Below are 23,012 nucleotides of genomic sequence, written 5' to 3'. Positions count from 1 at the left end.
AGCCGCTGCACAGCACCTGGTCGGGCAGCGGCACAGCCCCGGCGCCGACTCTGGATCCATCGAGAGGCCGACAGGCCCTCAGGACAGGAGATCGAGATGGACCAGAGCACGAGCACCCCCGGCTACGCGGGCTTCACCCCCGCCGGGACCGGCACGGACCCTGCGGCCGCGGGCAGCGCCGACCCCGAGCGCGACGCGGTGGAGAAGTACCAGTACCTACTGCGCACCGCCTCCCCCGACCAGATCGAGAAGGCCCACGAGGAGGCTTTCGCCGCGATGAGCGAGAGCGAGCGCGCCGAGGTGCTGCAGGCCCTGGCGCAGGCGGGGGCCGCCCCGGCCGATGCCAGCGCCTCCTCCCTGGCGCGATCGGCCACGCGCATGGAGATCATGCAGCCCGGCTCGCTCACCAGCGCCCTGAGCGGCACCGGGGTGGGGACGGGCGGCGCACTGCTGGGCGGGCTGGCGATCGGCGTGCTCGGCTCCGCGGTGGTCAACGCGCTGTTCGACACCGGCGGGAAGCCCGGCATCCTGCGGCGCCTGCTGGGCGGCGGGATGGGCCCGATGGGCATGGGCGGCTTCGGCCAGGGCATGGGCGGACTGCTCGGCGGCATGCTCGGCCAGGGCCAGATGCGCGGCGGGCAGGGCTTCGGCGGCCCAGGCGGAGGACCCGGCGGCGGCAGTTTCGGCGGCGGCGGTCGCGGCTTCGGCGGCGGGCCGGGCGGCGGCTTCGGCGGCCCCGGTGGCGGCGGGCCGGGCGGTTTCTGAGGCCGTTCCCTCGGCCGGATGCGCCGCGCACCGCCCGCGCACGCAGAAGGGCCCCGCGATCGCAGCAGCGATCACGGGGCCCTTCACGGTGGAGGTGGGTACGGGATTCGAACCCGTGTACACGGCTTTGCAGGCCGTTGCCTCGCCTCTCGGCCAACCCACCAGGAGGTGTCCGCCATCCTACGCGCGACCGCGCCGGACGGCGGTGGAACACACAACGGCGCTCCGAGGAACCTCGGGGCGCCGTCTCCCGGAGCGGACGACGGGACTCGAACCCGCGACCCTCACCTTGGCAAGGTGATGCTCTACCAACTGAGCCACGTCCGCACACATCTCCGGCATCCCGGATCTGCGTGGGCGATACTGGGATCGAACCAGTGACCTCTTCCGTGTGAAGGAAGCGCGCTACCACTACGCCAATCGCCCTCATGCCCGCCGGAGCGGACCTGCAGAAGCGTACACGATCCGCGGAGCGCCCCGCACCGCGGAGCGTGTGACCTGCGACATGGGCGGCAGGGCCGGGCCGTTGACCTGTCGCCCCGTGACCTCCGCCACCCTCCCCCGTCTCGGTTTGCGCCCCGCCTTCCAGGTCCGTACTGTTGTCCTTCGTCGGTAGCGCCGATATGCGGACGTGGCTCAGTTGGTAGAGCATCACCTTGCCAAGGTGAGGGTCGCGGGTTCGAGTCCCGTCGTCCGCTCGGTACCTCCCCCGGGAGGCACTCGCGCGATTGGCGCAGCGGTAGCGCGCTTCCCTGACACGGAAGAGGTCACTGGTTCGATCCCAGTATCGCGCACAGGGAGCAGGAGCCCCGGTCCGACGGACCGGGGCCCCCGCATGTCCGGGCACGACCCGCCCGGGCGGTCGCGGCCCCCGGCCCGACCGATCGGCAGCGCCTCGTCCCGCCCGCGGACGCTCAGGGAGCATCGGATCGCCCACTAGGCTGGCCGCATGCAGATCTGGCCCGGACAGTCCTATCCCCTCGGCGCGACCTTCGACGGCGTCGGCACCAACTTCGCCCTGTTCTCCGAGGTGGCAGAGGCGGTCGAGCTGTGCCTCATCGACGCCGACGGCTCCGAGACGCGCGTCCCCATCACCGAGGTCGACGCGCACGTCTGGCACGTCTACCTGCCCGCGGTCCAGCCCGGCCAGCGCTACGGCTTCCGGGTGCACGGCCCCTACGATCCCGCCTCCGGCCATCGCTGCGACCCCTCCAAGCTGCTGCTGGACCCCTACGCCAAGGCGATCGAGGGCATGGCCACAAACCATCCCTCCCTCTACAGCTACGACTTCGCCGATCCGGCGCAGCGCAACGAGGAGGACTCGGCGGAGCACACCATGCACTCCGTCGTGGTCTCCCCGTTCTTCGACTGGGGCAACGACCATCCGCCGGCGCACGAGTACCACGACACGATCATCTACGAGGCCCACGTCAAGGGGCTGACGATGACGCATCCGGGCATCGACGAGTCGATCCGCGGCACCTACGTGGCGATGGGCCACCCGGTGATCATCGAGCACCTGAAGTCCCTGGGCGTCACCGCGGTCGAGCTCATGCCGGTCCACCAGTTCGTCCAGGACGGGCACCTGCAGGAGAAGGGGCTGCGCAACTACTGGGGCTACAACACCATCGGCTTTTTCGCACCGCACAACGAGTACTCCTACGCGGGCCAGGTGGGCCAGCAGGTGCAGGAGTTCAAGCAGATGGTCAAGAACCTGCACGAGGCCGGAATCGAGGTGATCCTCGACGTGGTCTACAACCACACCGCCGAGGGCAACCAGATGGGCCCCACGCTGTGCTTCCGCGGGATCGACAACGCGTCCTACTACCGTCTGGTCGAGGATGACAAGGAGCACTACTACGACACGACGGGCACCGGCAACTCGCTGCTGATGCGCACCCCGCACGTGCTGCAGCTGATCATGGACTCGCTGCGCTACTGGGTCACCGAGATGCACGTGGACGGCTTCCGCTTCGATCTGGCGTCCACGCTCGCGCGCGAGCTGCACGAGGTTGACCGCCTGTCGGCGTTCTTCGACATCATCCAGCAGGACCCGATCATCTCCCAGGTCAAGCTGATCGCCGAGCCCTGGGACCTGGGCGAGGGCGGCTACCAGGTGGGCGGCTTCCCGCCCCTGTGGTCGGAGTGGAACGGCCGCTACCGCGACGCGGTGCGGGACTTCCACCGCGCCGAGCCCGGCATGCTGGCCGAGTTCTCCTCGCGCCTGGCGGGCTCCTCCGACCTCTACCACCACTCGGGGCGCACCCCGATCGCCTCGATCAACTTCGTGACCGCCCACGACGGCTTCACGCTGCGCGACCTCGTCTCCTACAACGAGCGCCACAACGAGGCGAACCTCGAGGGCGGCAACGACGGCGAGAGCCACAACCGCTCGTGGAACTCCGGCGCCGAGGGCCCCACGGACGACGAGGCGATCAACGCCCTGCGTCTGCGGCGGGCCAAGAACTTCATGGCCACGCTGCTGCTGTCCCAGGGCGTGCCGATGATCCTGCACGGCGACGAGATGGGCCGCACCCAAGGCGGCAACAACAACTCCTACTGCCAGGACTCCGAGATCGCCTGGATGCACTGGGAGCTCGACGAGGACCAGCAGGAGATGCTGGACTTCACCCGGCAGCTGATCGCCCTGCGCAAGGCGCATCCGATCTTCCGCCGCCGCCGCTTCCTGCAGGGCGTCGTGCGCGACGGAGCGGTCTCCGAGCTGCCGGACGTCGCCTGGATGCGCGCGGACGGACAGCTGATGCAGGACGCGGACTGGAACGACGGGCTGAACAAGTGCCTGACGGTGTTCCTCAACGGCTCGGCCATCCCCGAGCCGAACGCGCGCGGCGAGCGCGTCATCGACGATTCCGCCCTGCTCGTGTTCAACGGGTCCGGCAACGGCGTGGACTTCACGCTGCCGCCCGCCGAGTACGGCGAGGAGTGGACGGTCGTCACCGGGACGGGCGACGTCCTGGCGATCGGCGAGCGCATCCCGGCCGGCGCGACGATCACCCGCCCGGAGTTCTCGATCCTGATCCTGGGCCGCAAGCACACCGAGCCGTCGGCCCCGGTGCCCGGCGCGGAGGCGCCGGCCGACTCGATCGCGTGCGCGGTCGACCGACCTGCGCGCGCCCGCGCCGAGCACGCCACCGCGGTGGACGGGGCCGCGCCGGAGCCCGGCCGCGCCTGACCGACCGCTCCCGGGGCGGCGCCCGTCCGGCCGCCGCCCCGGTGACCTGAGCACGCCCCGCACCACACGAGACGAGGAGGGCGCCTCATGACGGCGCAGACCGCAGACCGCACCCCGGCGGTAGGCCGACCGCAGGTGGTCCCGACCAGCACCTACCGCCTGCAGCTGCATGCGGGTTTCACGTTCGACGACGCCGCCGCGCAGGTCCCCTACCTGGCCCGCCTGGGCGTCGGGCACCTGTTCTGCTCCCCCGCGCTGCAGGCCGCGCCTGGCTCCACCCACGGCTACGACGTCGTCGATCACGCCCGCATCAGCGCCGAGTGCGGCGGCGAGAAGGGCCTGCGCCGCCTGGCCTCCGTCGCCCGCGAGCACGGCATGGGCCTGATCGTCGACGTGGTGCCCAACCACATGGCGATCCCGACCCCGATCTGGCACAACCGCGAGCTGTGGGACGTGCTGAAGAACGGTCCCGCCTCCGCCTATGCGGACTGGTTCGACATCGACGCGAACACGGAGCGCTCGATCCTCGTGCCCGTCCTCGGCAGGCCCATGGGCGAGGTGCTCGCCGAGGGGCAGATCGTCCTCGACGAGATCGAGATCCCCGAGCCCGACGGCAGCTCGCGCAACGAGACGGTCGTGCGGTACTTCGATCACGTGCTGCCGCTGGCCGAGGGCACCGGATCCCTCGGCATCGCTGACCTGCTGGAGCGCCAGTGGTACCGCCTGGCGTACTGGAAGGTCGCCGACGACGAGCTGAACTACCGGCGCTTCTTCGACGTCGACACCCTGGCCGCGGTGCGCGTCGAGGATCCCGCGGTGTTCGCTGCGACCCACCGCCTGCTGCTGTCCCTGCACGCCGAGGGCGTGATCGACGGCTTCCGCATCGACCACCCGGACGGGCTGGCCGATCCGCGCGGCTACCTGGCCGACCTCGCCGAGGGCTCGGGCGGTGCCTGGACCGTGGTGGAGAAGATCCTCGAGGGCGACGAGCAGCTGCCCGGGGACTTCGCCTGCGCGGGCACGACGGGCTATGACGCCCTGTGGCGGGTGGGCGGGCTGTTCCACGACGCGCGCGGCACCCTCGAGCTCACGCATCTGTGGCAGCACCGCACGGGCGACCTGCGGCCCTTCGACGAGATCGCGGCGGAGTCGACGGCCACGGTCATCACCACGAGCCTGTGGGCCGAGATCGAGCGCCTGACCGCGCTCGTCCACCGCATCTGCGCCGCCGACATCCGCCTGCGCGACACCACCCGGCGCAACATCACCCGCGCGATCGTGGCGCTGCTGCGGTCGATGGACCGCTACCGCGCCTACATCGTCCCCGGGGAGAAGGCCCCCGGAGCCCAGCGCGAGGTGCTCGTCGAGGCCGCCGAGCGGGCGCGACTCCTCCTCGACGACGATCCCGATGTGCAGGCGACCCTCGACCTGGTCGTAGCGCTGGCCTGCGGCGACGAGGCCGGCAGCGCGGGCCGCACGGCCGAGCCCGATAGGGCGGAGTTCATGGTGCGCTTCGCCCAGACCTGCGGCCCCGTGCACGCCAAGGGCCTCGAGGACACGGCGTTCTACCGCTACCACCGCTTCATCGCGGTCAACGAGGTGGGCGGCGACCCGGACCGCATCGGCGTGGACCCCGACGACCTCCACGAGCACTGCCGGCGGATGCTGCGCACCTTCCCGGACTCGATGACCACGCTGTCCACGCACGACACCAAGCGCAGCGAGGACGTCCGCGCGCGCCTGGCGGTGCTGACGGAGCTGCCGTCCGAGTGGGCCCGGACGGTCGCGGCCCTGCGCGAGGCGACGCTCGCGGTGCGGGATGACCGTGTCGACGGCGCCACGGCCCTGCTGCTGTGGCAGATCCTCGCCGGCACCTGGGACATGCCCGGCTCCCCCGCGCCCCGGATCACGACGGAGCGCCTCGTCGGGTACCTGACCAAGGCGATCCGCGAGGCGAAGATCCACACCACCTGGACCGACCCCGATGCGGACTACGAGGCGGCGGTGCTCGCGCTCGCCGAGCACGCGCTGGCCTCCGAGGAGGTCGCGCGGATCCTCGACGACTGGTCGCGCCGCACGCTGCCCGCTCAGCGCGCCGCCGTGCTGGGGCAGAAGCTGATCCAGCTGCTGATGCCGGGCGTGCCCGACGTCTACCAGGGCAACGAGACGATCGACCTGTCCCTCGTGGACCCGGACAACCGCCGCCCTGTGGACCACGCTGCCCACGCCGAGCGCCTGGACCGGATGCTCGAGGGCGCCCGTCCCGACGGCATCGCCGACGAGAAGCTGTGGCTCACCCATCGCGCGCTCACCCTGCGGCGGGAGCGGCCGGAGCTGTTCCGCGGCCGCGACGCCCACTACGCCCCCGTCCCCACGACCACGGGCCACGCCGTCGCCTTCGGCCGCGCCGCGGCCGCCGACGCGCCGCTCGAGGTCGTGGCGGTGGCCTCCCGCCTGACCTGCGCGCTGGCCCAGCGGGGCGGCTGGGACGAGAGCACCGTCGTGCTGCCCGAGGGCCGCTGGACGGATCTGCTGACCGGCCGCGGCGTGGACGGCGGCGCCTGCCGCCTGGGAGAGCTGCTGGCCGACTGGCCCGTGGCGCTGCTGACGAGGGAGGAGACCCGATGACCGCCGCCCATGAGGCTCGGCTTGTCGCGCCCGCGCCGGGCACAACGGATCCCGGCCCCCGCGACCATGCCGACCTCGCCGTCTGGGCTCCCCGGGCGACCGCCGTCGAGCTGCGCGTGCGCCGCGACGGCGCCGAGACCGTCACGACGATGGAGCGCGGCGCCGACGGCTGGCACCGCGCGCCCTCGGTGCGCGCCGTGCCCGGGGACCGGTACGCCTACCGTCTGGACGCCGACGGTCCGTGGCTGCCGGATCCCCGCTCGCTGCACCAGCCCGACGGCGTCCACGGCGACAGCGAGGTCCACGCCCCCGCGCCCGATCCGTCCTGGACAGGGCGCGATCTGCGCGGCGGCACGATCTACGAGCTGCACGTGGGCACCTTCGCCCCCGGACCGGACGGCGCCTCCGGCACGCTCGACACCGCGATCTCCCGCCTCGACCATCTCGTCGCCCTCGGCGTCGACGCCGTCGAGCTGATGCCGGTCGCGGCGTTCCCGGGCGAGCGGGGCTGGGGGTACGACGGCGTGGACCTGTACGCGACGCACGCGGCCTACGGGGGCCCGGCGGCGCTCGAGCGCTTCGTCGCCGCGGCGCACGAGCGCGGTCTCGCGGTGGTCATGGACGTCGTGATGAACCACCTGGGTCCGGCGGGCAACTACCTGTCGGCCTTCGCCCCGTACTTCACGGACACCCACGAGACCCCATGGGGCCCGGCCGTGAACCTCGACGCCGACGGCTCCGCCGAGGTCCGCGCGTTCCTGCTGGGGCTGGCCCGGCACTGGCTCGTGGACATGGGCCTGGACGGCCTGCGCCTGGACGCCGTGCACGCGCTGCGCGACGACTCCGACCGCCACCTGCTGGCCGAGCTCGCGGACGCCGTCGCCTCCTGGTCCGCGGCGCTCGGACGCCCGCTGACGCTCATCGCGGAGTCCGACCTCAACGACCCCCGCATGGTCACGCCCACCGCCGACGGCGGGCTCGGGATGGACATGCAGTGGGCCGACGACATCCACCACGCCGTGCACGCCTGGTCCACCGGCGAGCGCGACGGCTACTACGGGGACTTCGGCTCCGCCGAGGTCCTCGCGCGCTGCGTCACCCGCATGTTCGAGCACGCCGGCACGTTCTCGACGTTCCGGGGCCAGGTGTGGGGCTCCCCCGTCGACCCGACCGCCGAGGGCTACGACGCGCACTCCTTCGTCGCCTTCCTGCAGGACCACGACCAGGTGGGCAACCGGGCCGTCGGTGACCGCCCGGACGCGACGACGCCGCTCGGCGTCCACGCCGCCGCCGCGGCCCTGATCCTGTGCGGTCCCGCGACCGTGATGCTGTTCCAGGGCGAGGAGTGGGCGGCGAGCACGCCGTTCACCTTCTTCACCGATCACGACGACGAGCTCGGGCCCCTCGTGAGCGCCGGACGCGCCGAGGAGTTCGCGCAGATGGGCTGGTCGGGCGACATCCCGGACCCGCAGGACCGCGCGACGTTCGAGGCGGCGATGCTGGACTGGTCCGAGGCCGAGCACGGCGACCACGCCCGCATGCTCGCCTGGTACACCGAGCTGCTGGCCCTGCGCCGCGCCGAGGCGGACCTCCGGGATCCGGATCTGCGCCGCGTGGACGTCGAGATCCTCTCCGAGGAGACCGTCGTGCTGCGCCGCGGGCGCATCCGCGTGCTCGCGCACCGGGGCGAGGGGCCGATCGTGCTGCCCGACGAGGGCGGGGCAGAGGTCCTCGCACGCTTCGACACGGATCCGGAGACGGCCGATGCCGACGCGCTGGCGCTGCGGGGGCAGGGCGCGATCGTCTTCCACTGTCCCTGACAGGGGCTGCTCCCCTGCTCTTGATGAAGCGCCCCGGGTCTTGCTCCGTGGTCAGCCGCTCGCGGGCGCGGTCGTCGTGAGGTGTGCGCAGGGCGCTTCACCTCAGGATGCAGCAGCCAGCTTCCGCGTGACGTACTGGTTCAGGCTCACATGCTGCTCGGCAGCCTCCATGACCAGACGCCGATGAAGGTCTTCGCCCAGGCGCACTTGGAACTTGCCCGAGTAGTGCCTGGTCGACAAGGGCTCGGGGACGTCCTCGCCCCTCTCGCGCATGTCGGCCACAACCTCGTCGACGACCGACCGCAAGCCCGCAAGAGCACCTTCGGGGGTGACATCGAGCCAGGACAGGGAGGGGAACTCGACGCACGTGGTCACGAATTCCTCATCCGGTTCCGACCAGGTGACGCGGAAGCTGTAGCGCGCGGGGTCGACTGCCGTCGTGCTCATCGGTTTCCCTCCACCTTCTCGATGGCCTGCAGGACCTGCTTGACCTGGTAGGCCTTCGCCTTGCCGTGGTCGTTCTGGATGTTGACCCGCGGGTCGCCCGGCCATGGCGTCTTGAACACCGCATGCGAACCGCCGGTGTTCCGGGCTGGCCCGAAGTAGTGCTCGCACACCTTCAACACATCGGCATAGCTGATGTTGCGGGGATTGGCTCGCATCTGGGCGAGGACCTTCGCAACATAAGGCACGCGTTCATGGTACTGCGGGCGGTACCGTCCAGCAATGCCAGCCGACACGCTGTCGTCGGCATCGGTCGTGCGCCGTCTCGAATCAGGTGATCGATGGCGATCCGCGGCTCCTCACGGGTCCGCCCCGGGCCGGACGCGCTCGCGTCTCCTCTCGCGAAGCAGAGAGCGACCACCGGCCCGAGCACGCCACGGGCGATCACGCGCCCTGGAGCCGCGCCCGCTGACCCCTCAGACGCCGGCGAGCGCCGCGCCGTCGCGCGCGAGCGAGGCCAGGCGGGACAGCGAGCGGTAGTACTTCTTGCGGTACCCGCTGGCCAGCAGCTCACCGGTGTAGATCTCGGCGACGTCCGTGCCGGAGGCCAGCACGGGCACCTCGCGGTCGTAGAGCCGGTCGACGAGGACGACGAACCGCAGGCCGTCGTGGTGGTCGGTGATCGTGCGCAGCCCGGTCAGGTGCACGCAGCGGATGTCGTCGATCATCGCGCCGTAGCGGGAGGGGTGGACCTCCTTGAGGTGCGCGAGGAGGTCCTCGAAGCCGTCGAGGGTCGCGCCGTCAGTCGCGGCGGCGTGCTCGCGGACGGTCTCCTCCGCCAGCGGCGGGGTGCGGACGTCGCCGCCGCGGTGGCGGTAGTCCTCGCCGTCGATGCGCAGCACGTCGAAGCGCTCGGCCATCGACTGGATCTCGCGCAGGAAGTCCTGGGCGGCGAAGCGGCCCTCGCCGAGCGCCTCGGGCAGCGTGTTCGACGTCGCGACGACGGCCACCCCGGCGTCGGACAGCTCGCGGATCAGGCGGGTTATCAGCAGCGTGTCGCCCACGTCGTCGAGCTCGAACTCGTCGATGCACAGGACGGACGCGCTCGAGAACAGCTCGACGGCGTTCTGGTAGCCCATCGCGCCGACGAGGTTCGTGTACTCGACGAAGGTGCCGTAGACGGGGCGGCCGGGGGCGACGTGGAACAGCGAGGCGAGCAGGTGCGTCTTGCCCACGCCGTAGCCGCCGTCGAGGTACAGGCCGTGGGCCGGGGCCGCCGTGTCCTTTCCCCGGAGGCGGGCGAGGAGGCCGCCGCCGGAGCGCGGGCGTCCGAGCTGCGCGGCGAAGGCGCCGATGCGCTCCTTGGCCTGGGCCTGCGAGGGGTGCGCGGGGTCGGGCACGTAGGTCTCCAGCCGCGCGTCCGCGAAGCGCGGCGGCGGCACCAGGTCGGCGACGAGCCGGTCGAGAGAGGGGACGGGGCGGCGGTCGGCGAGCGCTTCGGTCACAGCCGACGATTCTATGGCGATCCTCCCCGGCCGCGCGGCACGGTATAGGCTCGGTCCATGACCGGTCGTCAGCACATGGCGCGCACGGATCGCGTAGCCCTGGGACTCTTCGCCGCCTGGTGCCTGAACGATCTCGAGGAGCTCATGACCATGCGGTCGGGGTCCCGGGCAGCGCTGCGCCGAGTCCCCGCCGCCGTCCCCGTGCCCGCCGCCGTGCGGGACCGGGGCCTGTCCCAGGAGCACGTGGCGCTCGCCATCGTCATGATGGGTTCCCTCATGGCGGCCGCGAGCGCGCTCGGCGCGCGCACGCGCTTCCGCGACCCGATCTCCCGCACCGTCCTCGAGGGCTTCGGGATGCACGGCATCACCCACATCGCGGCCTCCGTCGCCGCTCGCGGCTACACCTCCGGCGTGCTCACGGCGCCGACCGTGGTCATCCCGTTCTGGGTGCATGCGCGCCGGGTCCTGCGCGATGACGGTGCCGCGGCTCCCTCCCCTGCCGCACTCGCCGCCGCAGGGGCGCTGCTGATGCCGATCATGCTCGCCGTCCACGCGCTCGCCCACGCGGTGCTCGGGGAGGACTCGGCGGGCCGGGTCCCGGGCCTGCCCGTAGGCTGAGCAGGCGCCGCCGACCCCGCCCCGAGGAGCACCGATGCATCTGGTCCTGCGCGACGGAGCCCCCTGCCCGCCCACCGCGCTGACGCACGACGGCGCGGGCGCCGCCGCCCTCGCGGATCTGTACGCCTACGGGCCCGGCACAACCGTGCGGGCGATGATGAACGCGACGATCGACGGGGCGATCGCCGGGGCCGACGGGACGAGCGGGTCGCTGTCGAACCCGGACGACTCCTTCGTCTTCGGCGTCCTGCGGGCGCTGGCCGATGCGGTCCTGGTCGGCGCCTCCACGGTCCGCACGGAGGACTACCGGCGCCCTGCCGGGCGAGGGGACCTGCGGGATCCGTCGCGGCGCCCGGGAGGCGCCGACCGGCCCGTGCTCGCGATCATGACCTCGAGCGGCCAGGTGCCCGCGAGCATCGAGCCCGACTGGCCGACGCTGCTGATCGCCCCGCGCGACGCCGTCTCCGCCGTCACCGCGCGATCGGGCTGGCCCGCCGACCGCGTGATCGGCGCGGACTCCCCCGCCGAGGTCGTCGCGGCCCTGGTCGCGCGCGGCCACCGCGGCATCCAGATCGAGGGCGGCCCCTCCAGCCTGGGGCGCTTCGCCGCCGCAGGCCTGCTCGACGAGCTGTGCCTGTCGACGACGCACCGCACCGTCGGCGGCCCCTCGCCCCGCGCGGTCGACGGCCCTCTCCACGACGGCCGCTGGGAGCTGCGCTCGCTGCTGATCGGCGAGCACGCCCACGCTGCGCGCTACAGGCGCCTGCCCGACGACCTCTCCTGAGGCGGCGCGGCCGGGTCCCGGACCGGCAGCACGAGGCGCTCGACGTCGATGCCGAGCCCCAGCACCTCGTCGAGGAATCCGGCGACGATCCGCTCGCAGCGCTCCGGGTCGGTGTTCCATTCGCGCGTGTGCGTGGCCTGCGCGAAGGGCTCGAAGCGCACGAGGTCGGGCCGCAGATGCGCGAGGACCGCGCTGGGCGCCGGCGGCACGGTCGTGTCGGCCATGGCGTGCAGCAGGAGCGTCGGATGGGCCAGATGCTCGGCGTAGAAGGGCGCGTGCATCTGCTCGAGCGCGATGGGCTCGTGGAGGCGGACGCTGCGCGCGCCCCACGGCGAGCGCATCATCCACAGGGCGAGGGCTCGCAGCGGGCGCGGCGCCTTCAGCGCCCGGGCGTGGTGGTCGAGGATGTCGTGCCAGTCGACGGCGGGGCTGTCGAGGACGAGGGCGGCGATCTGCTCGCGATGCGCGGACAGCACCGAGGTGCGCAGGGCGATGCCGCCGCCCATGGACAGGCCGATCAGGACGACGCGGCGGGCCCCGTGCTCGAGGGCGAAGGCGACGGCGGCCTCGGCGTCCTCCCATTCGGCGGCGCCCAGGTGCATCATGCGGTCGGCGGATGCGGCGGCCCCGGCATCGTTGCGGTAGGTGATCGCGAGCGCCGTGATCCCCAGGCGGTGCAGCAGCGGCAGCAGGCGCAGGCTCTCGCCGCGCGTCGCGCCGTGCCCGTGGACGATGACCGCCCAGGTCCCGTGGGAGCGCGCGCCGTCCGCGGCCTCGTCGTCGCCGGGCGGCACCAGCCAGGCCGGCATGGCGCCGACGGGCGAGGCCACGTCCACCTCCTCGAACACGAGGCCGTGGGCCGTCATCGGATCGCCCGCCCAGAAGTAGCCGTTGGTGCTCGCGGCGCCGGCCTCGAGCCGCGCGCCCGGGCGGTCGGCGTCGAGCGCGAGGAGCGGGCGGGCCACGGTCGTCGGCGTCGGGTGCCCGGTGACCGCGCCGAGGCGGGCGCTGAGGGCTCCCCCGCCCTGCCGGATCGCGAGGACGCCGGGGCGCCGGGTCTCGGGCGTCGCGTCGAGGTGCACGCGGTCGACGAAGGCGGCCCGCACGACGGCGTCGGACTTCTCCCGCCCGGCCGGGAGGAGGGGGATGCGGGCCATGACGCGCGCCCCGACGCCGAGCGCGAGGGTGCTTGCGATGAACGAGGCCCCCGCCCCTGCCAGGCCGATCGCTCCGGCCCCGCGCCAGCGCGAGGGCACCGGCACCGCCTGCCCGGCTTGGCGGATGCGCGGACGACGGGGCGTGCGAGTCCTCATATCGGGAGTCTACGAGCGGGCGCTGGGTCCCGCCGGGGCGTCTGTCGCGCGTACGATCACCACCATGAGCACCTCGTTCATCGTCCTGTCGGAGGTCCCCGTCTCGACCTCCGACGCCATGACCGCCCTGCGCTACCTGGGCCTCGATCCCGCGGAGCAGGAGGAGGCCGACGCCGCGAGCCCCGACGCCCTGGCGGTGCGGGTGCTCGTCCCCCGCGATGCGCACCGCTCCCTGGTGGCGGAGGTGATCGACGCCCTGGGGCTCATTGACCTGCGGGGCGCGTGGGAGGCGGTCGCCGTGCGCGCGCGCCACGAGCGCGCCGAGCACGCCGCCCGCCACGCCCAGGAGGCTCTCGAGGCCACGACGGCGTCCTTCCGCAAGGTCGGCTGCACCGTCGAGGGGACGCTGTGCGACGGCGACCCGCTTGAGGCCGTCCAGGGCCTGCTGGACGACTGCTCCTCGCAGGCCGTGGTCGTGTTCTCCGACCCCCAGCTGTTCGAGGAGACCTTCGCGCAGGACTGGGCGCACCGCGTCGAGGACCACCTGCACGCCACCGTGCTGCACCTGTACCCGGGATCAACCATGATCGGAGGCTCCTGAAATGGACGAGCGACCCATCGGCGAGGGCGAGTACCCGATCGCCCTGACCCCCGAGCAGTGGCGAGAGCGCCTGAGCCCCGCCGAGCACCGCGTCCTGCGAGAGGGCGGCACCGAGGTCCCCTTCACCGGGGAGTACGAGGAGGTGCGCCCGGCAGGCGTCTACGAGTGCCGTGCCTGCGGCGCCGAGCTGTTCACCGCCGAGACCCAGTTCGATGCGCACTGCGGCTGGCCCGCGTTCTGGGCCCCGCGCGACTCCGACGCCGTCGAGCTGCTGGAGGACGACTCGCTGGGGATGCGGCGCGTCGAGGTGCGCTGCGCGCGCTGCGGCTCGCATCTGGGCCATGTGTTCTCCGGCGAGGGCTTCCCCACCCCCACCGACGAGCGCTTCTGCATCAACTCCATCAGCCTGCGCCACCGCGACTGACCGGACGCCCGCGCCCGCGGCGCGCCTGCCCGACGCGCCCGCGGCGGGCCGCTACGCTCCCAGCGTGCCCGTCCACCGTCTCATCCCTCCCGACCACGGCTTCTCCGAGGCGATCTCGGCGATGACCGCGACGCAGCTGAGGCCGGAGGTCCGCTGGAGCGAGATCCCCTCCCCCGGGAAGATGGCCCCGCACACCTGGGCCGCGAACGCCGAGGTCGACCTGCACGACGAGGAGCTCGCGAGCGGTCGCCTGGTGGTCCTCTTCGATCCCGCGGGCGATGACGCCTGGGACGGCCGCTACCGCTTCGTCGCGCTCGTCCAGGCGCAGCTCGAGCCCGAGTTCGCCGTCGAGGCCATGCTGGGCGACGTCGCATGGTCCTGGGTCACCGAGTCCCTCGAGCTGTCCGAAGCGTCCGTGCACGAGCTGGGCTGCACCGCCACGCGCGTGGTCTCCCAGAGCTACGGCGCGCTCGCCTCGCGGCCCTCGACGGTCGATATCGAGATGCGCGTGTCGTGGACCCCGGACGAGGAACCGGGCACGGACGTCGATCTGGGCCCGCACTTCTCCGCCTGGTCGTCCATGCTCGCCGCTGCCGGGGGCCTGCCGCCCGCTCCGCCGCCTGTCGCCCCGATCGCCCCGGCGCACCGCGCCCGCGCCCCCCATGCCGAGGATCCCCGATGACCGAGCCCGAGCTCCCGAAGCTGACAGGGCCCCGCGACGGCCTGCCCGATGTGATCGACCGGATCCAGCCGCTGCTGGCATGGAGCGAAGCGGCGATGGAGACCCCCGACGAGCCCGTCGCGGTCGACGTAGAGCGCGCCTCGAGCTACCGCTACTCCCAGAGGGCGTACCTGATACAGCTGCGGACCGACACGGCCGGGACCGCGCTGCTGGACCCGACCGCGTTCACGCTGCCGGCGACGTTCCGCCGTGCGCTCGCAGGCCGCGAATGGGTGCTCCATGCCGCGACGCAGGACCTGCCGAGCCTGGCGGAGCTGGACCTGGTGCCCGAGCGCCTGTTCGACACCGAGCTCGCGGGCCGCCTGCTGGGGATGCCGCGCGTGGGCCTGGGCGCCGTCGTCGAGGACACCCTGGGCCTGCGCCTGGCCAAGGAGCACTCCGCGGCCGACTGGTCGAAGCGTCCGCTGCCCCAGCCGTGGCTGGTGTACGCGGCCCTGGACGTCGAGGTGCTCGTGGAGGTGCGCGACATCATGGCCGCCCGCCTCGCGGACGCTGGCAAGGACGACTGGGCCCGGCAGGAGTTCGAGCATCTCGTCTCCCGCGGCATCCCGGAGCCGCCCGCCGAGCCGTGGCGCAACCTCCACGGCATCGGCGTGCTGCGCCGACCCGAGCAGCTCGCCGTCGCGCGGGCGATGTGGGAGAGGCGCGACGAGATCGCGCGCCGTGAGGACCTGTCGCCGCACCGGGTGATCCGCGATCGCGAGATCGTCGCGGCCGCCAAAGTCGCGCCCCAGTCCAAGTCCGCCTTCGATGCGGCCCTGCCTGCTCCCCTGCGCCGCAAGGACGCCTGGTGGCAGGTGGCCCGCTCCGGTCTGGAGCTGCCGCCCGAGCATCTGCCCTCGCGCTCGGTCCCGAGCCATCCGCCGGCCCACAAGATGTGGGCCAAGAAGCACCCCGAGGTGTGGGAGCGCTACCAGGTGATCCGCGAGGCCGTCGGGCAGCGGGCCGAGGACCTCGAGATGCCCGCGGAGAACCTCCTGAACCCGGGACTGCTGCGGACCTGGGTGTGGGAGAACCCGCTGGCACCGGCCGAGGAGGCCGTCGAGGCCGGTCTGCGCGATCTGGGCGCCCGGGCATGGCAGGCCGAGCAGACCGGTCCCGTGATCCATCGGGCGATGACCGAGGAGAGCTGAGGGCGGACCGTCCGCCCGAGGCTCAGCGTCGGCGGCGCTCCCGGGGTCGCTGGCGTTCCTGGGTCATGGCGGCGTGTGTCCGGGCGGAGTCGAGCGCCCGCACGGGCAGGGGTGTCCGGGCGGGGTCGGCGCGGATGCCGTCGAGGAAGACGGTCAGGTAGCGGCGATAGAGGTCGGGCTCGACGCTGCGCGTGAGGTTGCGGATCGCGGCCAGCCCCGCCTGCAGGAAGATGATGTCGCTCTGCTCGAGGTCCGCTCGCACGCTCCCCTGCTCCCTGGCCCTCTCAACGAGCCGCTGCAGCAGCGGGGCGACCCGGGAGCGGGCCTGGGCGACCTGCTCGTCGGCCAGGGCGGGGTGGGACATGATCGTGTTGAGCCCGCTGTCGCCGAACTGGAGCTCCATGGAGCGCTCGAGGAAGCCGACGATGCCCCTCCAGGCGTCCGGCTCGTCGAGGGCCGCCCGGGCATAGGCCTCGAGCTCGTCGACCGCGGACACGAACAGGGCCTCCATGAGCTCCTGCTTGTTCGCGAAGCGCCGGTACGCGGTCCCCACGCCCACCCCGGCGTGCCGGGCGACCTCGTTCAGCGAGACGTCCGGCCCGCTCCGGGCGTAGAGCTCCCGGGCGGCCCTCAGCAGGCGCTCTCGATTCGCGGCGGCGTCGCTGCGCAGGTTCTCGGCCATGCCTGCGATCCTCCCATAAGCGGAGCGCTTGCTCCACTTGTGTTAGCGTGACTCCGAAGCGGATGCGCGGCTCCGCTTGCGGGTGGCGCCGAGAGCGCCCCGACCGCCGCCCGATCACAGGAGTCCCCGTGAAGCACCCGGACAAGCAGTCCTTCGACACCGCCAACGTGTTCGGCACCGGCGCCCCCAACGACGCCTTCGCCCCCTACTTCATCGGCCGGTCCTACCTCCAGGGCCTCACCGAGCCCACCGATCAGGTGCCCCTGAGCCTGGCCAACGTCTCCTTCGAGCCGGGATGCCGCAACAACTGGCATCGGCACGACGCCGCCACCGGCGGCGGCCAGGTGCTCATCTGCACCGCGGGCGAGGGCTGGTACCAGTCCGAGGGCAAGGACCCCGTCGAGCTCACCGAGGGGACCGTCGTGGTCGTACCGCCCAACACCAAGCACTGGCACGGCGCCAAGGCCGACAGCTGGTTCAGCCACATCGCCTTCATCCTGCCGGGCACCGAGCAGTCCAACGTCTGGCTCGAGCCCGTCGACGACGAGCAGTACGGCCGCCTCGCCGACTGACACCGCACACCAACCGGCTCTCCCGCACAGGAGGAATCCATGACCGCATGGGACACGGAGACGATCGACCGGAACGCCGCCGCCGACGACCTGCACATCGCCCCCTTCCGACCCGACGGCGCCACCCCGGGCACCCCCACCTGGATCTGGTCGGTCGTCGTCGACGACCGCCTGTTCGTGCGGGCCTGGAACGGGCCCCGCTCCCGCTGGTACCGCGCGGCCGTCGAGCAGCGGGCCGGCATCATCGAGACCGTCGGACGCCGCATCGAGGTGACCATGACCCCGATCGACGAGGCCGCCGCTCCCGAGCTCGGCACGCGGATCGATCCCGCATACCGGACGAAGTACGCTGGCAGCGCCTACCTGCCGCCGATGGTCGCGGAGGGCCCGAAGGCCGCGACCGTCGAGATCACCCCCGCCCTCGAGAAGGACCGAGCATGAACGCTCCGATCACCATTCCCGCCACGATGCGGGCCGTCGTCATGAACGCCCCCGGCGACGTCTCGGTCGAGACCGTCGAGACCCCCCGGGTCGTCAAGCCCACCGACGTGGTCATCCAGCTGGCCGCCGCCTGCGTCTGCGGTTCCGACCTGTGGCCCTACCGCGGCCTCGAGGGCTCCTTCGAGGAGCCGCGCCGCATGGGCCATGAGTACGTCGGCACGGTCGTCGAGAAGGGCGCGGAGGTCGCGACCCTCGACCTGGGCGACTTCGTCATCGGCTCGTTCATGCTCTCCGACGGCACGTGCGAGATCTGCCGGGACGGCTACCCCTCGCGCTGCGTCAACGCCGGCGAGTACACCGGCAGCCAGGCCGAGTACATGCGCGTCGAGCTGGCCGACGGCTCCCTGGTGAAGGTTCCCGGCGGACGCCCCGACGACCCCGATCGCCTGGCCGACTACCTCGCCGCCTCCGACGTCCTCGGCACCGGCTGGTACGCCGCCGTCGCGGCTCAGGCGGGCCCGGGCCGGACCATCGCCGTCGTGGGCGACGGCGCGGTCGGCCTGTGCGCGGTGCTCGCCGCCACGTCGCTGGGGGCGGAGCGGGTCATCGCCTTCTCGCGCCACGAGGATCGCGCCGCCCTGGCCCGGGAGTTCGGCGCCGACGTCGTCATCGCCGAGCGCGGCGAGGAGGGGGCGCAGAAGGTCAAGGAGCTGACCGGCGGTTATGGCGCGCACGGCGTCTGCGAGGCCGTGGGCACGCAGGGCTCGATGGACCAGGCCCTGGCCTCGGTCCGCCCCGGGGGCCACGTCGGCTTCGTCGGCGTCTCCCACGACCAGACGATCAACGGTCTCGACCTCTTCTTCCGCGAGGTGCATCTGGAGGGCGGCCCGGCCCCGGTGCGCCGCTTCCTGCCCGAGCTGATCGAGCTGATCCGCAGCGGCGAGATCCAGCCCGGGAAGGTGTTCACGCAGCGCGTCCCGCTCGAGCAGGCCGCCGAGGCCTACGCGGCGATGAACGAGCGCCGGGAGATCAAGGTGCTCCTGGAGGTGTGACCCTCCCGAGGGGCGCTGGCGGCACGGCCCCGCGCGTCCGGTTCATGCCGCGCCGCGGTGCGCTGCGTCCCTCACCCCCGATTCTCGTGACAGCGGAGGAGTTCGCATGGCGATCAGGATCATCCAGCGCCGCTTCGGCGGGCCCGAGACCTTGGAGGTCGTCGAGGTCGAGTCTCCGACGGCATCGGATCTGGGCCCGGACGAGGTCCTCGTCGCGGCGGCCGCGGCGGGCGTCAACCCGATCGATGTCATGACCCGCACGGGCGGTGGGATGGCGGCGACGGGAGCCATCACCCTGCCCTTCACGCCGGGGTGGGACGTGGCGGGCACGGTCCGCGCGGTCGGCGCGGGTGCCACGGGGCTCGCACCGGGCCAGCGCGTTCTCGGCCTGGCGCGGTTCCCTCGCGAGGGGGCGGCGTACGCCGAGCGCGTCATCGTCCCGGCGGCCGATCTCGTCCCGACGCCCGATATCCTCACCGAGGAGCAGGCCGGGGCCTTCCCGATGGCCGCGATGACCGCGTGGCAGGCCTTCACGGACACCGCGTCCGTCGAGGCGGGGCAGCGGGTGCTCATCACGGGGGCGGGAGGCGGCGTGGGCCATCTCGCCGTTCGGCTCGCCCGTCATCTCGGCGCGCACGTCATCGCTCTTGCGAGCGAGGGCAAGCACGCGTGGCTGCGGGAGCTGGGCGCGGGCGAGACCATCGACTACCGCGACGCGACCGCGGTGTCCGCCCTCGAGGGCACAGCGGACGTCGCCCTGAGCCTGGCGGCGGGCTCGCGCGACGCCGCTCTGCGCGCCGTGCGCCCGAGCGGCGTGCTCATCGGCCTCGGAGCCGGAGCCGGGACCGAGATCGCAGCCCAGGCGGAGGGGGCGGGGGTGCGCTACGCCGCCACGCACGTCCACACGCAGCGGGAATGGCTCGAGCGCGTCGTGGCCCTGGCGGCGTCCGGTGATCTCGTGCCGCACGTCTCGGCCTCCTTCGCGCTGACCGAGGCCGCCGCGGCGCATCGGGCTCTCGAGCAGGGGCACACCACCGGCAAGATCGTGCTCACCTGCTGAGCTGCGAGTCCGTCCGCGCGCGAGTCCCGTTGCGCGAGCGTCGCTGCCGGAGCGACCGTCGTTGATGGCCGTACCCCGTCGTTCCGGTGATCACGCCTGCGCCTCCGCAACCTCACCGACGAGCGCCCGGGCGGCGGGGCTGGGATTGAACTCGTTCCAGGCCAGGTACTCGACCCGCCGAGGGCCATCGACGAGCGGGACGGTGACCAGGTCCGGATCTGGCGGGACGACGTGGGCGGAGAGCATCCCGACCGCGAGCCCCCTGCGGATGAGACCGATGATCAGATCAGTGGTCATGGCTTCGAAGGCGACGTCGCGGTGCAGGCCCGCCGCGCGGAAAGCCAGATCGCCCTGGGCGCGTCCCGCCGAGCCGCCCGGGAAGTCGACGAAGGCCTCAGCGGCCAGGTCCGCGAGCTTCAGTCTCTTGCGGTGCGCCAGGCGGTGGCTCGCCGGCAGCGCCGCGACGAGTGATTCGCGGGAGAGCTCCCGAACGCAGACCCCGTGGGGCGGCGTGGACTCGGCGAGTCCGAGGAAGGCCGCATCGAGATGCCCCGCGCGGATGTCGCTCACGAACTGCTCGCTGCCGCCGCTGCGAAGGCGCACCTGCACCGCAGGATGCGCGGCGTAGAAGTTCGCCAGCACAAGCGGGATGTCCACAGCGGTGACCGTCGGGATCACGCCGATCGTGAGCGTACCGCGCACCCGGCCGTCGGCAGCCGCAGCATCCACTACGGCACGGTCGGCGGCCTGCAGGGCTTCTCGAGCCGCGGCCACGAACGCCTCCCCCGCCGCAGTGAGCTCGACACGACGCGACGTGCGCGCGACCAGCTGCACACCGAGCTCACGTTCCAGCGCCTTGATCTGATGGCTCAGCGCCGACTGCACCACGAAGCACCGTTCCGCCGCCCTGGTGAAACTGCGCTCCTCCGCGAGGGCGACCGCGTACCGCATCTGCTGCAGCTCCATCCATCTATGATGACCGTGCATGCCTTCCATGACAAACATGCGTTGGACTCATGCCTGACCTGGGAACAGGCTTGATCCCATGGCGAACAGCGATCAGACCATCGGTCAGCAGGCAGGGTGGACCGCTCTGACCGCCGTGGCGCCCATGGTGTGGGGGACGACGTACATCGTCACCACACACCTCCTGCCGGACGGGCACCCCGTCTTCGCCGCGCTCATGCGGACGCTGCCGCCCGGGCTCATCGCGCTGGCCCTGTCGCGCCGACTCCCCCGCGGCGACTGGTGGTGGGAGAGCCTGGCTCTCGGCGCCTTGAACATGGCCGCCTTCTTCCCGCTGCTGTTCGTCACCGCCCAGCGACTGCCGGGAGGAGTCGCCGCGACGCTGGGCGCCGTCCAGCCCCTCCTCATCGCCATCCTGGCCGTCCTCATCCTCCACGAGCGGCTCTCGGGCTGGCGTCTGTGGTGGGGCATGACCGGCATGGCGGGGGTGGGCATGGTCGTGCTGGGCCCGGACGCGGCCCTCGATCCGCTCGGCGTCCTGGCAGGGCTGGCCGGCGCCGCGTCGATGGGCACCGGCGTCGTCCTCACCAAGAAGTGGGGACGCCCCGAGCACGTCAGCGCCGTCGGCCTGGCCGGGTGGCAGCTCACGTCCGCCGGCGTCCTGCTGGCGATCCCCGCGCTCATCCTCGACGGCGTCCCCGAGCGCATCGACGCCGGCGCCTGGGCCGGGTACGCCTGGCTCGGTCTGGTCGGCGCCCTGCTCACGTACACCATCTGGTTCGCCGGCATCTGCCACCTGTCCGTCACCCCCACGGCCCTCCTCGGGCTGCTCTCCCCGCTGACGGCCGCGCTGCCCGGCGCACTCATCGCGGGCGAGTCCCTCACCATCGTGCAGCTCGCCGGCTTCGCCCTCTCGCTCACCGCGCTGGTCGCCGGGCAGCTCCCCCGTCCCCTCCATCGAAAGGAATCCAGATGAGAATCGCAGTCTTCGGCGCCACCGGCATGGCGGGAAGCGAGATCGTGGCCGAAGGGATTCGGCGCGGTCACCGCGTCACCGCGGGATCGCGAACGAATCCACTTTCCAGCTCCGTCGAGGCGCTCGCTCCCGTGCGGATCGATGTCGCTGATCGGCAGCATGTCGAGCGAGTGCTCTCTACCGTCGACGCCGCGGTGCTGAGCGTGCGCCTGCCCTCCGGTCGAGAACGGGAGATCGCGGGCCTCACCGGGTCTTTCCTCGATGCGGCCCACGTGGCCGACGTTCCCGTGCTGATCGTGGGCGGCTCCGCCCCGCTGCGCTCTCCCGACGATCCGTCCGTACTCGTGGTCGATGATCGGGACGTCGTTCCGGAAGCCTGGCTGCCCATCGCCCGCGCCAGCCTGGCCCAGTTCGAGGTCTGCCGCGAGCACGCGAACCGGAACTGGACCTATCTCAGCCCTCCGGCCGTCTTCGAACGCGGGCCTCGGACCGGCACCTACCGGCGCGGCCACGACACCCTTCTCGTCAACCCCGACGGCACATCCGCGATCAGCGCCGCGGACCTCGCCATCGCGGTCTTGGATGAGCTCGAGCACCCCTCCGGGGAGCGGCACTTCACGGTCGTCGCCAGCCCGATGTGACGGGTGCTGATGCCTCGGCGATCGGCACCCAGGTGACGTGCCGTATGAGCACGATCGCGGCCACGATGTCTGCTGCGACCATCCAGTTGAAGGTGAAGAACCAAGGCTCGATGAGGGGAGGCTAAGAGCCCCTGCGCTGCCGGTGGACCGACCTCGCGCGCGTCGTCCTTACCGTGCGCTGGATACTGTTTGCATGAGGATGCTGGGAGAGCCGGACGTCGTCGAGCTCGTGGTGCAGGAGCTGGGGACCGGAGTGCGTTCGGTCGATCCCCTAGCGGGGTCGGTCACCAATCAGTCCTGGCGCGTTGCGACCGATGCAGGCACAGTGGCGGTCAAATGCTGCCCCGAGGCGGATTGGAGCAACGAGACCACCGCCCTGGCCCGTCTCGCATCGTCACCCGCAGTGCCTACTGCCCGCCTCCTGGCCGCAAGCCACCGCGCATCTGCCCCGTGGCTGATCCTGCAATGGATCGACGGAGCGCCCGCTGACACGGCCAGGGAGCGATACGACGCAGGGAGAGCAGTCAAGCGTCTGCACGAGCTGGAGGCCGACCACGTCGGCCCCGCGAGCCAGCCGGCACGCTCATGGAGCAATCTGGCTCTTCAGAGTTGAGTGTGGGCGCGCCGGTGTGGTCGGGTAGCTGGGGGTAGA

General features: G+C 72.3%; 23 protein-coding genes and 5 tRNA genes. 19 read left to right on the top strand and 9 right to left on the bottom strand.

What is annotated here, in order from left to right; genetic code table 11:
- Positions 1–96 precede the first annotated feature (96 nt).
- The gene (locus FM110_RS14240; RefSeq protein WP_200810156.1) at positions 97–765 is read left to right on the top strand and encodes a hypothetical protein; all 669 of its coding nucleotides are present in this window, start codon (positions 97–99) and stop codon (positions 763–765) included.
- Between the two features lie 89 nt (positions 766–854).
- Here FM110_RS14240 and FM110_RS03335 read toward each other — a convergent pair.
- The 3 genes from FM110_RS03335 to FM110_RS03325 form a co-directional block, all read right to left on the bottom strand.
- Positions 855–928: transfer RNA gene (locus FM110_RS03335), tRNA-Cys, on the bottom strand.
- A gap of 91 nt (positions 929–1,019) precedes the next feature.
- Positions 1,020–1,092 (bottom strand) — tRNA-Gly (locus tag FM110_RS03330).
- Between the two features lie 27 nt (positions 1,093–1,119).
- A tRNA-Val gene (locus FM110_RS03325) sits at positions 1,120–1,191 on the bottom strand.
- 199 nt (positions 1,192–1,390) lie between these two features.
- Here FM110_RS03325 and FM110_RS03320 point away from each other — a divergent pair.
- The 5 genes from FM110_RS03320 (at position 1,391) to treZ (ending at position 8,406) form a co-directional block, all read left to right on the top strand.
- A tRNA-Gly gene (locus FM110_RS03320) sits at positions 1,391–1,463 on the top strand.
- Between the two features lie 24 nt (positions 1,464–1,487).
- A tRNA-Val gene (locus FM110_RS03315) sits at positions 1,488–1,559 on the top strand.
- Positions 1,560–1,714: 155 nt separating this feature from the next.
- A complete protein-coding gene (gene glgX / locus FM110_RS03310; RefSeq protein ID WP_087102653.1) occupies positions 1,715–3,958 on the top strand; it encodes a glycogen debranching protein GlgX in 2,244 nt (747 codons plus the stop codon).
- Positions 3,959–4,045: 87 nt separating this feature from the next.
- On the top strand, positions 4,046–6,586 hold the full coding sequence (gene treY, locus FM110_RS03305) for a malto-oligosyltrehalose synthase (RefSeq protein WP_087102651.1): 2,541 nt from the start codon (positions 4,046–4,048) through the stop codon (positions 6,584–6,586).
- The gene (treZ, locus tag FM110_RS03300) at positions 6,583–8,406 is read left to right on the top strand and encodes a malto-oligosyltrehalose trehalohydrolase (RefSeq protein ID WP_087102649.1); all 1,824 of its coding nucleotides are present in this window, start codon (positions 6,583–6,585) and stop codon (positions 8,404–8,406) included. Before treY ends, treZ begins: the two co-directional genes overlap by 4 nt.
- A gap of 102 nt (positions 8,407–8,508) precedes the next feature.
- Here the strand turns inward: treZ and FM110_RS03295 are convergent, their stop codons facing one another.
- The 3 genes from FM110_RS03295 to zapE all read right to left on the bottom strand — a co-directional run bounded on the left by FM110_RS03295 (position 8,509) and on the right by zapE (position 10,355).
- On the bottom strand, positions 8,509–8,853 hold the full coding sequence (locus tag FM110_RS03295; protein WP_087102646.1) for a type II toxin-antitoxin system HicB family antitoxin: 345 nt from the start codon (positions 8,851–8,853) through the stop codon (positions 8,509–8,511).
- Positions 8,850–9,098, bottom strand: coding sequence for a toxin HicA (locus tag FM110_RS03290; RefSeq protein ID WP_087102644.1), 249 nt, complete (start codon positions 9,096–9,098; stop codon positions 8,850–8,852). Before FM110_RS03290 ends, FM110_RS03295 begins: the two co-directional genes overlap by 4 nt.
- Before the next feature lie 228 nt (positions 9,099–9,326).
- Positions 9,327–10,355 (bottom strand): cell division protein ZapE, encoded by a 1,029-nt coding sequence (gene zapE / locus FM110_RS03285; RefSeq protein WP_087102642.1) that lies wholly within the window; start codon positions 10,353–10,355, stop codon positions 9,327–9,329.
- A gap of 57 nt (positions 10,356–10,412) precedes the next feature.
- Here zapE and FM110_RS03280 point away from each other — a divergent pair, with 57 nt between their 5' ends.
- On the top strand, positions 10,413–10,973 hold the full coding sequence (locus FM110_RS03280; protein ID WP_200810155.1) for an HXXEE domain-containing protein: 561 nt from the start codon (positions 10,413–10,415) through the stop codon (positions 10,971–10,973).
- A gap of 34 nt (positions 10,974–11,007) precedes the next feature.
- Entirely contained in the window at positions 11,008–11,757 is a 750-nt protein-coding gene (locus FM110_RS03275; RefSeq protein WP_087102638.1) for a dihydrofolate reductase family protein, read from the top strand.
- Here FM110_RS03275 and FM110_RS03270 read toward each other — a convergent pair.
- Positions 11,727–13,070, bottom strand: coding sequence for an alpha/beta hydrolase family protein (locus tag FM110_RS03270; RefSeq protein ID WP_087102636.1), 1,344 nt, complete (start codon positions 13,068–13,070; stop codon positions 11,727–11,729). The genes FM110_RS03275 and FM110_RS03270 overlap by 31 nt on opposite strands.
- Positions 13,071–13,134: 64 nt before the next feature.
- Here FM110_RS03270 and FM110_RS03265 point away from each other — a divergent pair, with 64 nt between their 5' ends.
- The 4 genes from FM110_RS03265 to FM110_RS03250 all read left to right on the top strand — a co-directional run bounded on the left by FM110_RS03265 (position 13,135) and on the right by FM110_RS03250 (position 15,970).
- Positions 13,135–13,671, top strand: coding sequence for a hypothetical protein (locus tag FM110_RS03265; RefSeq protein ID WP_087102635.1), 537 nt, complete (start codon positions 13,135–13,137; stop codon positions 13,669–13,671).
- A gap of 1 nt (position 13,672) precedes the next feature.
- On the top strand, positions 13,673–14,095 hold the full coding sequence (gene msrB / locus FM110_RS03260) for a peptide-methionine (R)-S-oxide reductase MsrB (protein ID WP_087102633.1): 423 nt from the start codon (positions 13,673–13,675) through the stop codon (positions 14,093–14,095).
- Between the two features lie 64 nt (positions 14,096–14,159).
- A complete protein-coding gene (locus tag FM110_RS03255; RefSeq protein ID WP_234991872.1) occupies positions 14,160–14,777 on the top strand; it encodes a DUF3000 domain-containing protein in 618 nt (205 codons plus the stop codon).
- Positions 14,774–15,970, top strand: coding sequence for an HRDC domain-containing protein (locus FM110_RS03250; RefSeq protein ID WP_087102629.1), 1,197 nt, complete (start codon positions 14,774–14,776; stop codon positions 15,968–15,970). Before FM110_RS03255 ends, FM110_RS03250 begins: the two co-directional genes overlap by 4 nt.
- Before the next feature lie 22 nt (positions 15,971–15,992).
- On the opposite strand, the gene FM110_RS03245 is transcribed toward FM110_RS03250, so the two are convergent.
- Positions 15,993–16,652: a TetR/AcrR family transcriptional regulator gene (locus FM110_RS03245; protein WP_087102627.1), complete on the bottom strand. Its 660-nt coding sequence runs from the start codon at positions 16,650–16,652 to the stop codon at positions 15,993–15,995.
- A 128-nt stretch (positions 16,653–16,780) separates the two neighbouring features.
- Between FM110_RS03245 and FM110_RS14445 the strand changes: the two genes are divergently transcribed.
- From FM110_RS14445 to FM110_RS03225, 4 genes are all read left to right on the top strand, one after another.
- Positions 16,781–17,224: a cupin domain-containing protein gene (locus tag FM110_RS14445; protein ID WP_087102625.1), complete on the top strand. Its 444-nt coding sequence runs from the start codon at positions 16,781–16,783 to the stop codon at positions 17,222–17,224.
- A 39-nt stretch (positions 17,225–17,263) separates the two neighbouring features.
- A complete protein-coding gene (locus FM110_RS03235; RefSeq protein WP_087102623.1) occupies positions 17,264–17,665 on the top strand; it encodes a DUF2255 family protein in 402 nt (133 codons plus the stop codon).
- A 26-nt stretch (positions 17,666–17,691) separates the two neighbouring features.
- Entirely contained in the window at positions 17,692–18,717 is a 1,026-nt protein-coding gene (locus tag FM110_RS03230) for a zinc-binding dehydrogenase (RefSeq protein WP_087102769.1), read from the top strand.
- Between the two features lie 106 nt (positions 18,718–18,823).
- Entirely contained in the window at positions 18,824–19,777 is a 954-nt protein-coding gene (locus FM110_RS03225) for an NADP-dependent oxidoreductase (protein ID WP_087102621.1), read from the top strand.
- 90 nt (positions 19,778–19,867) lie between these two features.
- Here the strand turns inward: FM110_RS03225 and FM110_RS03220 are convergent, their stop codons facing one another.
- Positions 19,868–20,743 (bottom strand): LysR family transcriptional regulator, encoded by an 876-nt coding sequence (locus FM110_RS03220; RefSeq protein ID WP_200810153.1) that lies wholly within the window; start codon positions 20,741–20,743, stop codon positions 19,868–19,870.
- A gap of 79 nt (positions 20,744–20,822) precedes the next feature.
- Here FM110_RS03220 and FM110_RS03215 point away from each other — a divergent pair, with 79 nt between their 5' ends.
- The 3 genes from FM110_RS03215 to FM110_RS14910 all read left to right on the top strand — a co-directional run bounded on the left by FM110_RS03215 (position 20,823) and on the right by FM110_RS14910 (position 22,973).
- Positions 20,823–21,719 (top strand): EamA family transporter, encoded by an 897-nt coding sequence (locus tag FM110_RS03215; RefSeq protein ID WP_087102619.1) that lies wholly within the window; start codon positions 20,823–20,825, stop codon positions 21,717–21,719.
- The gene (locus FM110_RS03210) at positions 21,716–22,360 is read left to right on the top strand and encodes an NAD(P)-dependent oxidoreductase (RefSeq protein ID WP_087102617.1); all 645 of its coding nucleotides are present in this window, start codon (positions 21,716–21,718) and stop codon (positions 22,358–22,360) included. The genes FM110_RS03215 and FM110_RS03210 overlap by 4 nt, the downstream gene beginning before the upstream one ends.
- A 193-nt stretch (positions 22,361–22,553) precedes the next feature.
- On the top strand, positions 22,554–22,973 hold the full coding sequence (locus FM110_RS14910) for a phosphotransferase family protein (protein WP_087102615.1): 420 nt from the start codon (positions 22,554–22,556) through the stop codon (positions 22,971–22,973).
- Positions 22,974–23,012 lie beyond the last annotated feature (39 nt).

The sequence above is a fragment of the Brachybacterium nesterenkovii genome, assembly GCF_900163655.1.
Classification (GTDB): domain Bacteria; phylum Actinomycetota; class Actinomycetes; order Actinomycetales; family Dermabacteraceae; genus Brachybacterium; species Brachybacterium nesterenkovii.
Note: the sequence above shows the minus strand (reverse complement) of the source record. Positions and strands in the feature narration are given on the sequence as shown.

Excerpts from the sequence above, each read along its gene's own strand:
- FM110_RS14240 (WP_200810156.1), top strand. The coding sequence starts at position 97 with ATGGACCAGAGCACGAGCACCCCCGGCTACGCGGGCTTCACCCCCGCC.
- glgX (WP_087102653.1), top strand. The coding sequence starts at position 1,715 with ATGCAGATCTGGCCCGGACAGTCCTATCCCCTCGGCGCGACCTTCGAC.
- treY (WP_087102651.1), top strand. The coding sequence starts at position 4,046 with ATGACGGCGCAGACCGCAGACCGCACCCCGGCGGTAGGCCGACCGCAG.
- treZ (WP_087102649.1), top strand. The coding sequence starts at position 6,583 with ATGACCGCCGCCCATGAGGCTCGGCTTGTCGCGCCCGCGCCGGGCACA.
- FM110_RS03295 (WP_087102646.1), bottom strand. The coding sequence starts at position 8,853 with ATGAGCACGACGGCAGTCGACCCCGCGCGCTACAGCTTCCGCGTCACC.
- FM110_RS03280 (WP_200810155.1), top strand. The coding sequence starts at position 10,413 with ATGACCGGTCGTCAGCACATGGCGCGCACGGATCGCGTAGCCCTGGGA.
- FM110_RS03275 (WP_087102638.1), top strand. The coding sequence starts at position 11,008 with ATGCATCTGGTCCTGCGCGACGGAGCCCCCTGCCCGCCCACCGCGCTG.
- FM110_RS03270 (WP_087102636.1), bottom strand. The coding sequence starts at position 13,070 with ATGAGGACTCGCACGCCCCGTCGTCCGCGCATCCGCCAAGCCGGGCAG.
- FM110_RS03265 (WP_087102635.1), top strand. The coding sequence starts at position 13,135 with ATGAGCACCTCGTTCATCGTCCTGTCGGAGGTCCCCGTCTCGACCTCC.
- msrB (WP_087102633.1), top strand. The coding sequence starts at position 13,673 with ATGGACGAGCGACCCATCGGCGAGGGCGAGTACCCGATCGCCCTGACC.
- FM110_RS03250 (WP_087102629.1), top strand. The coding sequence starts at position 14,774 with ATGACCGAGCCCGAGCTCCCGAAGCTGACAGGGCCCCGCGACGGCCTG.
- FM110_RS03245 (WP_087102627.1), bottom strand. The coding sequence starts at position 16,652 with ATGGCCGAGAACCTGCGCAGCGACGCCGCCGCGAATCGAGAGCGCCTG.
- FM110_RS03235 (WP_087102623.1), top strand. The coding sequence starts at position 17,264 with ATGACCGCATGGGACACGGAGACGATCGACCGGAACGCCGCCGCCGAC.
- FM110_RS03230 (WP_087102769.1), top strand. The coding sequence starts at position 17,692 with ATGCGGGCCGTCGTCATGAACGCCCCCGGCGACGTCTCGGTCGAGACC.
- FM110_RS03225 (WP_087102621.1), top strand. The coding sequence starts at position 18,824 with ATGGCGATCAGGATCATCCAGCGCCGCTTCGGCGGGCCCGAGACCTTG.
- FM110_RS03220 (WP_200810153.1), bottom strand. The coding sequence starts at position 20,743 with ATGGAGCTGCAGCAGATGCGGTACGCGGTCGCCCTCGCGGAGGAGCGC.
- FM110_RS03215 (WP_087102619.1), top strand. The coding sequence starts at position 20,823 with ATGGCGAACAGCGATCAGACCATCGGTCAGCAGGCAGGGTGGACCGCT.
- FM110_RS03210 (WP_087102617.1), top strand. The coding sequence starts at position 21,716 with ATGAGAATCGCAGTCTTCGGCGCCACCGGCATGGCGGGAAGCGAGATC.
- FM110_RS14910 (WP_087102615.1), top strand. The coding sequence starts at position 22,554 with ATGAGGATGCTGGGAGAGCCGGACGTCGTCGAGCTCGTGGTGCAGGAG.